Genomic DNA, 14,934 nt, shown 5'->3' on the forward strand with positions numbered 1-14,934 from the left:
GAACAGTTGCAGGTCTGACTGTTCACCGTCTGTTCACCACTGTTCACCTGCCGTTCTGGCTTATCTTGGGGCTTTTATATTTTATTCCGGTCAATGCAGGAGGTATTAATCAGTAAAAGTAATCATGGGTTTTCCATCAATTGCCACTGATTGCCAGCAGTTGCCATGGGTTTGCCACATTCGATAAATCAACGGTCTGGATGCAAAATTGTCCGTAAAAGACTTGTTGCCCTGAGGATAAATATTCACAAAATAGAGAGCTACCCGAGGCCGGACGGACACGACCGGCACAGTATGGACTTTATGAGGTAGCCCGATGCACACCGCTTTTTCTTCCCCGTCTTCTGCCCCTGCCGCCCCGATGATGCCGGTCTCTGATGCCGTTCAGGAACGCTTTATCCGCCTGCCCGAAGTGATGCATCTTTGCGGTCTGTCCCGGTCGACCATTTACGACCTCATCAGCCGGGAGGCTTTCCCGAAACAAATCTCTCTCGGCGGAAAAAACGTGGCGTGGGCGCAGTCTGAAATCACGGCATGGATGGCAGATCGCATTGCCGAGCGTAACCGGGGCTATGACGCATGATGATGACCGTTCAGCAAACAGCCCCTTTTTCTGGCTTGCTTCCTGTCGCTGTTTCCAGGTATAGTTTTCCCGCTGTCGCAAAATCGACAGCCGGGCGTGAGAACCCGAGTTTAACTATGGCGACACCGGACGCGCCATGCGTCTTTTTTTGTGTCTATGCTTTTGTGCACCCATTTATCGGGCAACGGTTCTATGTCTGTTGCGCCTTCAAAATAATGGTGGCTCAGGCGGGGCAGCTTTCGGGCTGGCCGGTTTCCATAGTTGCCGGTTTCTCACCCCCGTCTGGGCTACCACCATTGCGTGAGAACTTCGGTGGTAGCTGTACACAGCTAACTATGGAGGTTGCCGCTATGGCTACGACCCTAACCCCGTCTCATCCGCAGTTTGTCTTTGTGTTTGCCGCCGTTCGTCGGGCAGACCGTAAACCCCGTATCTGTATGCTCCGCACCGTTGCCGGTGATGAACACGCCGCACGCCTGTCCCTCGTTCGCGATTACGTTCTGTCGTTCGCTGGCCGCCTGCCGGTTGCGGAGGTGCGACCATGAAACAGACCCTTATCACCCCTCATGATATCGAGTGCCTTGAGCATATGCGTAATCTCGGCCAGCTCGTTGACGAGCTGATGAAGGTGCAGGACTCAACCTCCGTTTGTCGCGACCCGGCGCAGCAGTTGCAGCTCACCTCCGTGATTTACCTCATGACCGCCCAGCTCGACGGCGTGGTCGAGCGCTGCAAAAAGCGCTGGCTGACCGGGGAGGACAACGTATGAAAAAGCCTCTTTCACCCGTATTACGCGCCGCGCTCTATCGCCGCGCCGTGGCCTGTGCATGGCTGACAGTATGCGAGCGTCAGCACCGCTACGAACACCTTACCCTTGATGCGCTGGAAAGCGCGATTGCCGACGAGCTGGAGGGCTTCTATCTGCGCCAGCACGGTGAGGAAAAAGGCCGCCAGATTGCCTGTGCACTGCTGGAAGATTTAATGGAAGCCGGACCGCTCATGGCCGCGCCGTCGCTGTCCTTTCTCGGGCTGGCCGTGATGGAGGAACTCTGCGCCCGTCACATTCAATCGCCTGTTATGCACTGAGGGAGAAAATAACGATGAAAATGAACGTAACGGAAACCGTAAAACAGGCGTGCGGCCACTGGCCGCGCATTCTCCCGGCGTTGGGTGTGAAGGTCATTAAAAACCGCCATCAGGCCTGCCCGGTGTGCGGCGGCTCTGACCGCTTCCGCTTTGATGATAAAGAGGGGCGCGGCACATGGTTCTGTAACCAGTGCGGTGCGGGTGACGGTCTTAAGCTGATAGAGAAAGTATTTGGCGTGACCGCATCAGAGGCAGCCAGAAAGGTAGATGCCGTGACCGGCAACCTGCCACCGGTTGCCCCCGAAATGATTGTGGCCGCAGAGGCTGAAACCGAAGCCGACCGTAAAGCGGCGGCCGCGCTGGCCGTCAGACTGATGGAGAAAACCCGCACGGCCAGCGGCAACGCCTATCTGACCCGCAAGGGATTCCCCGGTCATGAATGTGTCATGCTGACGGCCACACATAAAACCGGCGGCGTGACGTTCCGCGCCAGTGATGTGGTTGTCCCGCTGTATGACGATACCGGCGTGCTGGTTAACCTTCAGCTTATCAATTCTGAGGGGCTCAAACGCACCCTGAAAGGCGGGGCGGTAAAAGGAGCGTGTCACACCATCGAAGGAAAAAAACAGGCCGGAAAACGACTGTGGATTGCGGAGGGCTATGCAACCGCGCTCACCGTGCATCACCTGACAGGCGAAACCGTCATGGTGGCACTGTCGTCCGTGAACCTTCTTTCTCTGGCGAGCCTTGCCCGTCAGAAACACCCGGCCTGTCAGATTGTCCTCGCTGCTGACCGTGACCTTAACGGCGACGGCCAGAACAAAGCCACCGCGGCCGCAGAAGCCTGTGAGGGTATTGTCGCCCTGCCGCCGGTGTTTGGTGACTGGAATGATGCGTTTATGCAGCACGGCGGGGAGGCCACCCGAAAAGCGATTTATGATGCCATCCGGCCACCGGTACAAAGTCCGTTCGATACCATGAGCGAGGCGGAATTTACCGCCATGAGCGCCAGCGACAAGGCTCTGAGGGTGCATGAGCATTACGGCGAAGCGCTGGCGGTGGATGCGAACGGCCAGCTCCTGTCCCGTTATGAAGCAGGGATATGGAAAGTCGTTCAGCCGTCCAGCTTCGAACGCGACGTAGCCGGGCTTTTCCAGCGCCTGCGCGCCCCGTTCTCGTCGGGGAGAATCACCTCAGTGGTGGAGACGCTGAAGCTGATTATTCCTCAGCAGGCCGCACCGGCACGCCGTCTGATTGGTTTTCGCAACGGGGTACTCGATACCCGGAGCGGCCTGTTCAGCCCACACAGCAAATCACACTGGCTGCGCACGCTGTGCGACGTGGATTTTACTCCGCCGGTCGAGGGGGAAACGCTGGAAACCCATGCCCCGAATTTCTGGCGCTGGCTCGACCGTGCTGCCGGTAGCAGACCAGAAAAACGCGACGTGATTCTGGCCGCGCTGTTTATGGTGCTGGCGAACCGTTACGACTGGCAGCTCTTTCTCGAAGTCACCGGTCCCGGCGGGAGCGGGAAAAGTATACTGGCCGAAATCGCGACCCTGCTCGCCGGAGAGGATAACGCCACGTCGGCCGATATCGATACGCTGGAAGACCCGCGCAAGCGTGCCTCCCTGATTGGCTTCTCGCTAATCCGTCTGCCAGACCAGGAAAAATGGAGCGGTGACGGTGCAGGGCTGAAGGCCATCACCGGCGGCGATGCAGTTTCAGTTGACCCGAAATACCAGAATCCGTATTCAACGCATATTCCGGCTGTGATTCTGGCCGTGAATAACAACCCGATGCGCTTCACCGACCGCAGCGGCGGTGTGTCACGTCGCCGGGTGATTATTCACTTCCCGGAGCAGATTGCGCCGGAAGAGCGTGACCCGCAGCTCAGGGATAAAATTGCGCGCGAGCTGGCCGTCATCGTGCGCCAGCTTATGCAGAAATTCAGCGACCCGATGGCCGCGCGCGCACTGCTCCAGTCGCAGCAGAACTCCGACGAGGCACTCAGCATCAAGCGCGATGCTGACCCGACGTTTGATTTTTGCGGCTATCTGGAAATGCTGCCGCAGACTAACGGGATGTTTATGGGCAATGCCAGCATTGTCCCGCGTAATTACCGTAAATATCTCTATCACGCGTATCTGGCCTATATGGAGGCCAACGGGTACAGAAACGTGCTCAGCCTGAAAATGTTCGGGCTGGGGCTGCCCATGATGCTGAAAGAGTACGGCCTGAATTATGAGAAGCGGCACACAAAGCAGGGGATACAGACCAACCTGTCGCTGAAAGAGGAAAGCTACGGCGACTGGCTGCCGAAATGCGACGAACCTGCAGCGACTTAACCAACTCCAGACCGGCACCAGCCGGTCTTTTTCTTTCCGACCATTGTCATAAGGTGAACACTCCACTGTTCACCCTTCACCGTATATTCACCCTGTATCGCTTTGAAATTATTGATAAAAAACAAAAGGTGAACAGTGTGAACAGTAAAACCGGAAAAAACTTTTTATACCCCCCGTGTATTGCCTGACCGGGCGCAGCCAGAACGAGCAAAACGAACAAAGGTGAAGAGTCGACTGTTCACCCTTCACCAACTCATCACCACTTAACTTCATGATATAAAATGAGAAATAACAGAGGTGAACAGTGTGAACAGTCAAATGCAAAAGAACTTTTTTGTAGGTGTAGTCGAAACTAGTGCTTGAATGGAAAGTACTGCGTGCCCATAGTAACTAAAATGTTAATCCTTGATAGAAATCTCAATAATCGATTCATCTTTATGTTAAACAAGCATATATTTTAAGTATTGTCATGCAACATATAAGGAATCATTCAGATGGATGATGATAATTTCGATATTATTGAGCTTAGAAATGAAATAGATAGTTTAAATCCTTCTAATAAAAAAAGATTAGCAGAACAGTTTGCTCTTGCAGCATTAGGGAGCATACCTTGGATTGGAGGTTTTTTAGGTGCTATTGCAAATTTTAAAAGCGAAGAAGGCAATATAAAATTAAACTCATTACAAACAAAATGGCTTGAAGAACATCATAAAAAACTAGAAAATTTAAATTCAACTTTAAATATTATAGCAAAGAGATTTGAACAACTAGGCGAGGATATCAATGAAAGACTTGAGTCTGAGGAGTATCTTGATTTAGTCCGCAAAAGTTTTCGTGTATGGAATGATGCTGATACACAAGAAAAAAGACAGCTAGTCTCTAATATGATAACTAATGCCGTCAGTTCTAAAATATGCTCTGATGATATTATTCGTTTATTTATAGATTGGCTTAATATTTATCACGAAGTGCATTTTCAAGTCATCAGAATTATTTATCAAAATCCAGGCGTAACCCGTTATGAAATATGGATGGAATTGCATGAAATAATTCCTCGCGAAGATTCGGCTGAAGCTGATCTCTACAAAATGTTAATTAGAGATCTGTCAACAGGTGGAGTGATTAGGCAAGCACGTAATACCACAGAAGATGGTCAGTTCTTAAAACAAAGACATGCCCCGCAAGCCAAGCGAGGCACATCAACGCTTGAGTCTGCTTTCGAGAACACAAAATCTTATGTACTGACCGAACTAGGAAAGCAATTTGTGCACTATACAATGAATGAAGTAGTGACCAAGTTGGATTGAGCCGGTGTTAGATTGCTATACACTATTCCACAGTACATGTGTATAGCAATGCGTATAAACACATCATAATAAACTTAAAATGACAATATAAAACAATAATTTACAACCAAATATTGACTCCTGTGATCACCAAAGTTCCTCACTCTTCCCCTGGGTCTTAAGCCAATTCCCCAAACTCATTCCTTCATTGCGACCTGATCTTTAAACGCCCTCACCCATTATTAAGAAATCGATTATGGCTGTATCGTCCTGACGGCCTGGAGCGAACGGGAGAAAACATTACCTGGTGAACTAAAAGAAGCACAACCGCAGTTAAAAAGGATTAAGGGCGCGCTGATTCCCCTCGTCATATTGTGCGCCGGATGGCGCTTACGCTTATCCGGCCTACAAACGGCAACGCGTATCGCCTCACATCGGGGGGAGTTCCAGCCTTTCGCAGCGCGCTTTTACCGCTTCGTGCAGCAGGCGGACTGCCGTCGAAAGCTGTTTGCGGTGCGGGCAGATCATGTTCAGCGGGACTTTCTCTCCCTGATAATCTGGCATCAGGCGCTGCAATCGCCCGTCACGCACATCTTCAGAGACATCAAGCCAGGATTTATACGCCATCCCCTCTCCGGCGATAGCCAGTCGCCGGATAACTTCAGCATCGTCGCTCATCATGGTGCCGTTGACCTGTACGCTGCTGACGTCACCGTTGCGGATGAACGACCAGCGGTCATGCAGGCGTCCGCGCAACACGAACGTTAACGCATTCAGATTCGCTAAATCATCGGGATGACGCGGATCGCCGTGTTGCGCGACCCAGTCCGGCGAAGCCACCAGCACACGCCGGTTATCGGGGGAGACGGGCAGCGCGATGTAAGAAGCATCTTCCGTATTGCCGTAACGGAACGCGACATCAACCGGATCTTTAAATACATCGGCAACCTGATCGGAGAAAAACACCCGCAGGCGCAACGCAGGGTGGCGACGGCGAAACGACTGGAATACCGGGAGCAGTAAATTGCGCCCAAGATCGGAGGGCACGGCGATTTGCAGCGTACCGGAGATCTCATCTTCCGGCGTCTGAATTTTTTGCAGCCCGGCGTGCATCACCTCAAGCATCTGCCTGGCGTAAGGCAACCAGACCTCGCCTTCCGGCGTTAGCCGTAAGCTGCGGGTCGAGCGTGCGAACAGGCGAATATTTAACGTAGACTCCAGCCGTTTGATGGCGGAACTGACCTGGGCAGGCTGTACCCCGGCTTCCCGCGCCGCATCGCTAAAACTGTTTAGCGCCGCCGCGCGAACAAACAACGTGAGATCTTCAAGCCGGAACATTTTCACTCCCCGAATATAAGTCCTGTCGTCGTGAGGCTATTTTTCCCGTTCTGCTGGCGGTTTACCATCGAATTATACAAACGATAAACCTGTTCCCACACCGGAGACGTTATGAAAGCCATCGCAATTACCCGCGCCGCGCCAGAAGGCAGCAATATTGAGTTTTTACAGGACATTGACCTCCCTGTTCCGGTCGCCGCCGGACATGACCTGCTGGTTGAGGTGAAAGCCATCTCCGTTAACCCGGTCGATACCAAAGTACGCGCGGGTTTTAACGCAGAGACCCCGCGCGTGCTGGGCTGGGATGCCACAGGCGTAGTGAAATCAGTCGGCGAGGCGGTGACATTGTTCGCACCGGGGGATGAAGTCTGGTATGCCGGCGCGTTGGGCCGTCCGGGAAGCAACAGCGAGTTCCAGCTTGTTGATGAGCGCATCGTCGCGTTGAAACCCAAAACGCTGGATAATGCCGCCGCAGCAGCGCTGCCGCTGACCTCGATCACCGCATGGGAAATGTTGTTTGACCGCCTCGGCGTTGAAGAAGGCGGCAACGAAGGGGATACGTTGCTGATTGTCGGCGCCGCAGGCGGCGTGGGCTCCATCCTGACGCAGCTGGCCCGCAAACTCACCCGACTAACGGTGATCGGCACCGCATCGCGCCCGGAAAGCCAGAAATGGGTACGCGAAGCCGGTGCGCATCATGTCATCGACCATAGCAAACCGCTGACGGAAGAGCTGGCGCGGATCGGCATCAACACGGTGACGCACGTCGCCAGCCTGACCCACACTGATAAGCATTACCCGCAGCTCATCGAAGCCCTGGCGCCGCAGGGTAAGCTGGCGCTGATAGACGATCCGGCAACGCTCGACGCACGACCGCTGAAAACAAAGAGTATTTCGCTGCACTGGGAGTTTATGTTTACCCGCTCAATGTTTGAAACCGACGACATGCTCGCCCAGCATCAGCTACTGACCCGCGTGGCGCAGCTTATTGATGCTAAGGTGATTCACACCACGCTGGGCGAGCATTACGGAGCCATCAACGCGGCGAATATTCAGAAAGCGCACGCACAGCTTGAAACGGGCCGCTCCGTCGGCAAGATTGTGCTGGAAGGCTTCTGATAAGCCCCCCAGGGGCGAGAAAGTCGCCCCTGCTTTTTTATACGCCGCGTAAAACTATATGAACGGGTTGTCTCTTCCGGGACGAAATCGCTATGCTTGCCGCATCGCCCCTCTACCGCTAACGCCCATGATCAAAACGCTGCACATCGAAAACTACCGCTCGATTCGCCATCAGTCTCTGGAACTGGAACAGCTCAATATCGTCTTCGGCCCTAACGGCACCGGAAAGTCGAATATCTATAAGGCGATTCACCTGATGCACAGTGCGGCGCAGGGGCAGTTCTCACAGGCGCTGGCGAACGAAGGCGGCATTCTGAAGGTATTCTGGGCCGGGAAAACGCGCAGCGACCAGTTACGGCGCATGACTCTGGCGGTAGAAACAGAAACCTATGAATACGAGTTACAGGTAGGGTTTGTCGAGAAGCTCCCCTACCCGTCGCAGTTCGATCTCGACCCGGTCATCAAAGAGGAGTCTGTCTGGTTGAGCGGGCACACTCGCCGCCCCTCCTCACAGTTGATGAAACGTAAAAACCAGGTCGTATTCCTCAATAATATCCATCACGAGAAAGTCACCCACAGCGGCACGCTGTATGAGAACGAGTCGGTATTCGGCCAGTTGGGAGAGCCACACCTCTACCCGGAGGTATCGCAGATGCGAGAAATGCTGCGCAACTGGCGCTTTTATCATGAGTTTTCAGTCTCGTCTGGTTCTGCGATTCGTGTTCCACAGGTGGGATTCCGCTCACCGGTTCTGGCCAGCGACGGAGCAAACCTGGCGGCAGCGTTCCAGACAATCGTCGAGATTGGCGATGAACTGCTGCTGATGCGGATTCTCGATCGGGCATTTCCCGGTTGCGTATTCTACAGCGATAACAGCGGCGGCCGCTTTCGCCTGATGATGAAACGTGAAGGGTTGACCCGTCCGCTGGAACCTGCGGAGTTCTCGGATGGCACGCTACGTTTCCTGTGCCTGGCCGTAGCGCTGTTAAGCCCGCGACCGCCAGCTTTTATCGCGCTCAACGAACCGGAAAACAGCCTGCATCCGCAGATGTTGCCCGCCCTCGCCCAACTGATCGCCGAAGCCAGCCGCCATTCGCAAATCTGGCTCACCAGTCATTCGCCTGAACTGGCCAATCTGATCGAGAAACATGCCGCGTTTTCGCTGTATCAACTGGCGATGGAGGACGGTGAAACACAGCTTACCCGACTGTCGTAAAAGTGGGCGATGCTAACGCCCGTCTCGTTTGTGCCGCCATCTCTGCTATGATGCCTGCACATAAAAAAGACAAAACACCATGTTGAGGAAAAAATGGGGTCCACCAGAAGAGGGATGCTGAACGTCCTGATTGCCGCCGTATTATGGGGAAGTTCAGGAGTTTGCGCGCAGTACATTATGGAACAAAGCCAGATGTCGTCGCAGTTTCTGACCATGACGCGTCTGATATTCGCCGGGTTGATTCTGCTGATGCTCTCGTTTGTTCACGGCGACAAAGTATTCTCCATTTTCAAAAACCGCCAGGACGCCCTAAGCCTGCTGTTCTTTTCCATCATGGGGGCGCTTACCGTACAGCTCACCTTCCTGCTCACCATTGAGAAATCCAATGCCGCCACCGCAACGGTGCTGCAATTTTTATCGCCGACGATTATCGTGGCGTGGTTCTCGCTGGTACGGAAAGCGCGCCCCGGCATTCTGGTGCTGACGGCCATTCTCACCTCTCTTATTGGCACCTTTTTGCTGGTAACACACGGTAATCCGACATCGCTGTCTATCTCGCCTGCCGCGCTATTCTGGGGGATTGCCTCCGCGTTTGCCGCAGCGTTTTATACGACCTGGCCCTCTACGCTGATCGCGCGTTACGGCACGCTTCCTGTCGTTGGCTGGAGCATGTTGATCGGCGGCGTGATATTGCTGCCCTTCTATGCCGGACAGGGAACGGATTTTGTGGTCAGCGGCAGCCTGATTCTGGCGTTTTTCTATCTGGTGGTCATCGGCACATCGCTGACTTTCAGCCTGTATCTGAAAGGGGCGCAAATGATTGGCGGGCCGAAAGCGAGCATTCTGAGCTGCGCGGAACCGCTAAGCAGCGCGTTGTTATCGCTGCTGTTGCTGGGCATCAGCTTCACCCTGCCGGACTGGCTTGGTACATTGCTGATCCTCTCGTCGGTGGTGCTGATTTCAATGGATTCCCGCCGTCGCGCCCGGGCGGCATAAGGCAAAAGAGTGGACTCCAATAATCTGGTCCACTCTTTTATCGCTTATAATGTCGCGTTAATGTTTATTAGCCTTTTGTATAATCTGCAATTTTTCTGGTCGATAAGCTTACGCGTCAGCGCCCAGCGCTCCCGATAAACCAGTTTATCGCTCACATTTAATTCCAGTGCGATTTCTTTAACCGACATGCCTTGTAAGAGATGAAACACAATTTGCTGCTCACGCAGCGTGAACAAGAAACTACTTGAACGGCATTTTCTATTACCATTAATCACCGCATTACAATGCACCATGAAAGCATCCATGCGCTCCCTGACCGCCGTAAGGCCATGCAGTCCGGCAACCGAAAGGAAAGAGGTATGGTCAGGGTTATACATATCGACAAAAAAGAGTATATGATTAAAACGCATTCGCTTTATCTCTTCCCCTTTTGCCGAGAGGGTAATATCGTGTTCGAGCGTGCGACTGCGTTGTTTATACGTCGCATCAAACCGCAATGAAAACGGAATAAAATTACTGTACTTATCGATCAGGTGAAAGGGTATATCTTCATTAAGCCCCATTTTCAATCCTGATTCATGCAGGGCATCTTCAAAAAGTGTATGAATGGCAATACCATCATAAATATTTTTTGTCAGGTAAATAAATTTAAAACGTAAGGATGAAGGGTTAAAATTAAGCATAACGTTATCCTTCGCATTAGTAGTTATAGGTATTGACCACGCCATAATCATCAATCCATGAGAGTGTTTTGACTGTGCCCTCCCCTTTTGTGTTTTTGGGTAAAACAACCGTTTTAGTTGACAATGGCGCCCAAAGACCATCATCAGGTAATTGCTTTATTTCTGTACCGTCATTCAACGTAAGATCCATTAATGTTACGTACAAAGGTGAGTTATTCTTTACTAACAGGCAGCGTTTCCCTCCACAATCAGATAAAGAGATGTGTAATTCTTTTATACTTTCCTCAAGGGTGATTGCTGCCAGTGCAGTGGGCCGCCAGAATAACTTCACCCGAGTACGAAAAGCGACCTGTAGCGCGCTCTTCTCCGCTTTACTATCAGCCACAGGAGGGACTTCCAGCGTGTTCAGCCAGAATAAAGATTCTCTGTCAGCAGGTAATGTATGCTGGTCGCCAGTAAACTGTACCCGCACCGCCCGGGATGTTTTTCCTTCAAGCCGAAAAATCGGAGGTAAAATGATAAACGGTGTTTTAATCTCCTCGGGACGATCAAAAATATTGTCTTTTTCAGTCCACAACTGCAATAAAACGGGTTTCAGCCCTTCATTGTAAATAGTAAATGATGTTTCGCGCGCCTTTTCATTAATTATCACTCGCGTGTAATTAATATACGTTGCCGACATAGCCGATGACGGCAATAAAAGTAAAATCAGGAAGTGGTTCAGAACATATTTTAGCCGTTTCGCCATGCCCCCTCCTCTATTTATAGACAAGGGTGAATGTCACTGCACCTCTGACATCGCCAGAAGAGACATTTGCCGCAGTCTGATATAAACCGGCACGCAGTGGCACGGTATAATTCGCATTGTCCTGAGCCGGATCATAATCCGTCAGGAGATATGCCGTATTAAACGACAGAGGGATATTCTGATCGTCCAACAACTGAATACCCACGCCACTCGCCGTTGAGGTGCTCGCCAGCGCAAAAACACCGTTGGCGTTATCAATAATGGCCGTGGTCGGCGTAAACAAATAGCTGATGCTCGATAACCCTGCCGGGCATTTTGTAAAGTTCAGATTAAAATCAGTACGCGCGGCGGTATAACCTATGCCACTAAAATCCGTTCGGCTAACAGCCGGTAAATTAACCGTGACATCCGACGTCGTACAGGTTCCCCCGGTGGTGGATATGATCAGTCCTCCCGCCAGAAAATCAGCGATCATATAGGTGCCGCTGCCAACAGACGTACTGCCCCCGTATGTCTGGTAGTGTCGCATATACATCGGGTCAAAGACGGAAGTGCTGCCTGCGGTTAACGATGTCGACGTTTTTACAAAACGGATTTGGACATCCACGCCGAGATTCCATGAACTTCCATCGCCTGTCACCGTAAATAACTGCGAAGGCGTCTGCTGCCCTCCGGTCGCAATGGTAAGAGGATACCAGTCGCTGGTTTGCCCTTTTACCGTATAGCGCCAGCGAGCGATATACCCCAACCCGGTTTTTACCGTCGTGTTATAGACAGTATACGTTTGCCCATCGACCTGGGTAGTTCCCCAAACGGTGTAGGGGGGATACCCCTGTACCGCCATCGGGATGGCGTAGCTTTGATAATTGGTACGATGAGAGCAGGTCCATGCCGTCGGGTTATAAGAGGTCGCCCAGGTACCTAATAAATCGCCTACGGCAGCATCTTTACCCACCTGTACGGTCGTAGAGTCAAAGTACTGGTAGTAGCCATTGGTACGCTCACAGTTCACCCACGTCCCGTCCGCTCGCGCCACGCCGCACATCGCCGCCAGTGCCAGAAAAGAGAGGGCAATGCCCGTTACGATAGTTTTCATCTTTCACTCCTTAATTACTGGCATACCGCATCAGCCCGACGTAAGTCGGCGACATCTGCGCTTTTCTGCTCTGATAAGCGGTAACTGAACTGGCACTCCTGACCCGATCCACTTCCCCATTTCACGCGCAATTTGCCCGCCAGATTCTTAACGCGCGCAAAACTTTGCCCACCCTGGGCGATGTAACCGACAGTATTGCCGCTCTCATCGACCACATCGGCGCCAAAAGGCAGCACATCACCGGCATGGCGGAGAGTGAAAAGCACGGAATACCCTGTATCCGTGGCGTATTTCATCAACACCACGGCACCTGCGGTAGGGACGCTGTTCTGGCTGGTGACGTCCAGGGAGATGTCATTCGATAGCCCCCGAGGGTCGAGCTCAATCGTGTTCTGGCGATAGGGTGAGAGGTAAGGCACTGCGGCATTACCATTGCGGTTAAGGCTAAGGCTGCTGTTGTTTGCCACCTTTGCGCCTCCCGCATGTTCCGCTTCAATGACCGCCATGGTGTCCCCCATGATCGGCGTCAGCACAACGCCATTTTGCCAGGCGACAACACCGCCAGAGAGGTTCATGCCGTATTGCTGGTAGCCCTGGCCTGCTGAGAAACTGCCGCCCATGCTGGTCCACGGCGAAGTCCAGTTACCACTGACGCCGCCCGTGGTTTTATTGCTGCTATGGTCGTAGTCATCCTGATTGACGAACGCGCCCCAGTTATACTGACGGTTCTCCCCGGAGGTGCCGGCGATTGAGTTTTGCAGCCCCCGATGCCCGCTTTCCTGAACATAGGTGGTACTGAGATAAGCCGAGCGCGCGCTGTTCCCTAACGGCAGGGAAATCCCTATCGCGATTTTGTTATCCCATTTGTCTTTCACTAAATCGCGGGTACGGCTGGCGTTGAGGTTAAAATTGAACCACTTGAACGCATTGGTGTAACCCAACTGATACTCGGTATCACGCCCGCTTTTGTTCCAGTAATCCTGAGTGCTGGCACTGAGATTAATGCTCCCAAGCGTCTCGGAAATAGTTTGCGTTGCGCTGAGTTGCAGACGATTCTTGCGGTTAATACTGCTGGAATAAGCCCCTTTATTTGTCCGCTCTAAATCACGCATCAACATCGCATCGTCAATATCGTAATAACCGGAGCTGGAATAGCGATAGCTCGCCAGGGTGATATTGGTATCAACGACGGGCAGAATCCTGGCAAATGAAAAGCGGATGCTCTGGCCTTCACGTTTGCTGTTATCCGCAAGCGTCGTTCGCGCATGCGTTATGTCAGCAGAAAGCGCGCCAATGAGCGTATTGAGCGCGACGCCACCTGCGACCGATTGATAATCCTCCCCGCCCATCGCACCGGTGTAAGTGGTCAGTAAGTTAGTAAAACCATGACGGAATGTCCCCATCGCAATCTGTGGTTTCTCATTCACGGAGGTATTCCGATAGCGCCCCGCCATCAGCGAATAGCGACTGGTTCCCGGGCGGAGCAGTTCAGCGATGGAAGCATAGGTCACGGTAAAACTGTGCTCACTCCCATCTGCCTCTTTAATCGTTACCAGCAGATCGCCGCCGGTGCCATTGGGATACAGGTCATCAATACGGAACGCGCCAGGCGGAACCGTCGTTTGATAGATACGCGCGCCGCGCTGACTCACGCTGACGAGTGCGTTGGTGTTTGCAACACCAGTAATGACTGGCGCATAGCCTCGCTGGGAATCCTCATACATACGATCGTCAGAAGTCAGCATTACGCCCCGAAAACCAACGCTGTCGAAGACCTGGCCATCCGTGGTGGAATCACCCATCACCAGTTTGCTGCGCAGCGGAATAATGCCGCGCTCAAGATAAGTGCTGGTTGAGTCATAATGCCAACCCTGATCGTTGTTCCAGTTGAAAACACCGCGATAGCGTAAGCGCCAGGCATCCCAATTGAGCCCTCCCATCAGGCTCAGATACTGAGATGACATAGAGTCCGTTCCAGACATCTCTGCATGCCATGCGTTGTAATCATATTGCAACGTCGCAGCAGGAATACCGTTATCCCATAATTCAGGATTAACATAGCCGCGAACCTGGCGAAGCAGCCATATCTGAGGCGCCTGCACATTGATGCGCTGTGTCGTCACATCGTAATAAGCTGTTAAATCAGAAGATATATCACCAATACGCACACAACTTTCATTATTCTTTAACGACTGGCGCAGCATTGGATCAATTTTATCAATATCGATTCCCAGCGTTGATATCAGCTTCAGCGTAAAACACGGTTTGGCTACCACGGCATTGCTTTTATCATTTTCGAACTTAACTTCACCACGCCCTCGCCATTTGTCGTTCACATACAGATCGACATTATATTGTCCCTGCGGAACCGGGTTTCCCTGAGAATAGTTGCTAACATCAATCGCTGAGCGTAAAAAATCACTATTAAATTGCAC

Annotated in this window: 14 protein-coding genes; 9 read left to right on the forward strand and 5 right to left on the reverse strand. The window is 52.3% G+C overall.

The window, feature by feature from the left end; all coding sequences use genetic code 11:
- The first annotated feature begins 316 nt into the window (after positions 1 to 316).
- The 6 genes from OGX80_RS07085 (at position 317) to OGX80_RS07110 (ending at position 5,324) form a co-directional block, all read left to right on the forward strand.
- Complete coding sequence (locus OGX80_RS07085; RefSeq protein ID WP_032983267.1) at positions 317 to 583, forward strand: helix-turn-helix transcriptional regulator; 267 nt, start codon at positions 317 to 319, stop codon at positions 581 to 583.
- Complete coding sequence (locus tag OGX80_RS07090) at positions 580 to 1,128, forward strand: host cell division inhibitor Icd-like protein (RefSeq protein ID WP_286471141.1); 549 nt, start codon at positions 580 to 582, stop codon at positions 1,126 to 1,128. Before OGX80_RS07085 ends, OGX80_RS07090 begins: the two co-directional genes overlap by 4 nt.
- The gene (locus OGX80_RS07095) at positions 1,125 to 1,352 is read left to right on the forward strand and encodes a hypothetical protein (RefSeq protein ID WP_032983269.1); all 228 of its coding nucleotides are present in this window, start codon (positions 1,125 to 1,127) and stop codon (positions 1,350 to 1,352) included. The genes OGX80_RS07090 and OGX80_RS07095 overlap by 4 nt, the downstream gene beginning before the upstream one ends.
- Positions 1,349 to 1,669 carry a DUF5375 domain-containing protein gene (locus tag OGX80_RS07100; protein WP_151347784.1) on the forward strand — a complete coding sequence of 107 codons (321 nt, stop codon included), beginning with the start codon at positions 1,349 to 1,351 and terminating at the stop codon, positions 1,667 to 1,669. Before OGX80_RS07095 ends, OGX80_RS07100 begins: the two co-directional genes overlap by 4 nt.
- A 14-nt stretch (positions 1,670 to 1,683) precedes the next feature.
- On the forward strand, positions 1,684 to 4,017 hold the full coding sequence (locus OGX80_RS07105; RefSeq protein ID WP_286471142.1) for a primase-helicase zinc-binding domain-containing protein: 2,334 nt from the start codon (positions 1,684 to 1,686) through the stop codon (positions 4,015 to 4,017).
- 494 nt (positions 4,018 to 4,511) lie between these two features.
- On the forward strand, positions 4,512 to 5,324 hold the full coding sequence (locus OGX80_RS07110) for a hypothetical protein (RefSeq protein WP_042714425.1): 813 nt from the start codon (positions 4,512 to 4,514) through the stop codon (positions 5,322 to 5,324).
- Positions 5,325 to 5,732: 408 nt separating this feature from the next.
- On the opposite strand, the gene OGX80_RS07115 is transcribed toward OGX80_RS07110, so the two are convergent.
- Positions 5,733 to 6,641 (reverse strand): LysR family transcriptional regulator, encoded by a 909-nt coding sequence (locus OGX80_RS07115; protein ID WP_115180954.1) that lies wholly within the window; start codon positions 6,639 to 6,641, stop codon positions 5,733 to 5,735.
- Between the two features lie 111 nt (positions 6,642 to 6,752).
- Between OGX80_RS07115 and OGX80_RS07120 the strand changes: the two genes are divergently transcribed.
- From OGX80_RS07120 to OGX80_RS07130, 3 genes are all read left to right on the forward strand, one after another.
- The gene (locus OGX80_RS07120; RefSeq protein WP_115180953.1) at positions 6,753 to 7,760 is read left to right on the forward strand and encodes a zinc-binding alcohol dehydrogenase family protein; all 1,008 of its coding nucleotides are present in this window, start codon (positions 6,753 to 6,755) and stop codon (positions 7,758 to 7,760) included.
- A 127-nt stretch (positions 7,761 to 7,887) separates the two neighbouring features.
- Positions 7,888 to 8,976, forward strand: a complete 1,089-nt coding sequence (locus tag OGX80_RS07125) for an AAA family ATPase (protein ID WP_058668298.1) — start codon at positions 7,888 to 7,890, stop codon at positions 8,974 to 8,976.
- Between the two features lie 93 nt (positions 8,977 to 9,069).
- Positions 9,070 to 9,972, forward strand: a complete 903-nt coding sequence (locus OGX80_RS07130; RefSeq protein WP_024131066.1) for a carboxylate/amino acid/amine transporter — start codon at positions 9,070 to 9,072, stop codon at positions 9,970 to 9,972.
- Between the two features lie 44 nt (positions 9,973 to 10,016).
- On the opposite strand, the gene OGX80_RS07135 is transcribed toward OGX80_RS07130, so the two are convergent.
- Genes OGX80_RS07135 through OGX80_RS07150 form a run of 4 tightly spaced genes read right to left on the reverse strand, consistent with a single transcriptional unit; the run spans position 10,017 to position 14,934 of the window.
- Positions 10,017 to 10,655 (reverse strand): helix-turn-helix domain-containing protein, encoded by a 639-nt coding sequence (locus tag OGX80_RS07135; protein ID WP_012135796.1) that lies wholly within the window; start codon positions 10,653 to 10,655, stop codon positions 10,017 to 10,019.
- A 16-nt stretch (positions 10,656 to 10,671) separates the two neighbouring features.
- Positions 10,672 to 11,403 (reverse strand): fimbrial biogenesis chaperone, encoded by a 732-nt coding sequence (locus OGX80_RS07140; protein ID WP_115180952.1) that lies wholly within the window; start codon positions 11,401 to 11,403, stop codon positions 10,672 to 10,674.
- 10 nt (positions 11,404 to 11,413) lie between these two features.
- Positions 11,414 to 12,499 (reverse strand): fimbrial protein, encoded by a 1,086-nt coding sequence (locus OGX80_RS07145; RefSeq protein ID WP_049008083.1) that lies wholly within the window; start codon positions 12,497 to 12,499, stop codon positions 11,414 to 11,416.
- 14 nt (positions 12,500 to 12,513) lie between these two features.
- Positions 12,514 to 14,934 (reverse strand): fimbria/pilus outer membrane usher protein, encoded by a 2,421-nt coding sequence (locus OGX80_RS07150; RefSeq protein ID WP_223849112.1) that lies wholly within the window; start codon positions 14,932 to 14,934, stop codon positions 12,514 to 12,516.

Source organism: Citrobacter sp. CK194, from assembly GCF_030333395.1.
GTDB lineage: Bacteria > Pseudomonadota > Gammaproteobacteria > Enterobacterales > Enterobacteriaceae > Citrobacter_B > Citrobacter_B koseri.

Bases quoted from the DNA above. Each gene is read 5' to 3' on its own strand.
- OGX80_RS07100 (WP_151347784.1), top strand. From the start codon at position 1,349: ATGAAAAAGCCTCTTTCACCCGTATTACGCGCCGCGCTCTATCGCCGC.
- OGX80_RS07115 (WP_115180954.1), bottom strand. From the start codon at position 6,641: ATGTTCCGGCTTGAAGATCTCACGTTGTTTGTTCGCGCGGCGGCGCTA.
- OGX80_RS07125 (WP_058668298.1), top strand. From the start codon at position 7,888: ATGATCAAAACGCTGCACATCGAAAACTACCGCTCGATTCGCCATCAG.
- OGX80_RS07135 (WP_012135796.1), bottom strand. From the start codon at position 10,655: ATGCTTAATTTTAACCCTTCATCCTTACGTTTTAAATTTATTTACCTG.
- OGX80_RS07110 (WP_042714425.1), top strand. From the start codon at position 4,512: ATGGATGATGATAATTTCGATATTATTGAGCTTAGAAATGAAATAGAT.
- OGX80_RS07105 (WP_286471142.1), top strand. From the start codon at position 1,684: ATGAAAATGAACGTAACGGAAACCGTAAAACAGGCGTGCGGCCACTGG.
- OGX80_RS07085 (WP_032983267.1), top strand. From the start codon at position 317: ATGCACACCGCTTTTTCTTCCCCGTCTTCTGCCCCTGCCGCCCCGATG.
- OGX80_RS07095 (WP_032983269.1), top strand. From the start codon at position 1,125: ATGAAACAGACCCTTATCACCCCTCATGATATCGAGTGCCTTGAGCAT.
- OGX80_RS07130 (WP_024131066.1), top strand. From the start codon at position 9,070: ATGGGGTCCACCAGAAGAGGGATGCTGAACGTCCTGATTGCCGCCGTA.
- OGX80_RS07145 (WP_049008083.1), bottom strand. From the start codon at position 12,499: ATGAAAACTATCGTAACGGGCATTGCCCTCTCTTTTCTGGCACTGGCG.
- OGX80_RS07120 (WP_115180953.1), top strand. From the start codon at position 6,753: ATGAAAGCCATCGCAATTACCCGCGCCGCGCCAGAAGGCAGCAATATT.
- OGX80_RS07140 (WP_115180952.1), bottom strand. From the start codon at position 11,403: ATGGCGAAACGGCTAAAATATGTTCTGAACCACTTCCTGATTTTACTT.
- OGX80_RS07090 (WP_286471141.1), top strand. From the start codon at position 580: ATGATGATGACCGTTCAGCAAACAGCCCCTTTTTCTGGCTTGCTTCCT.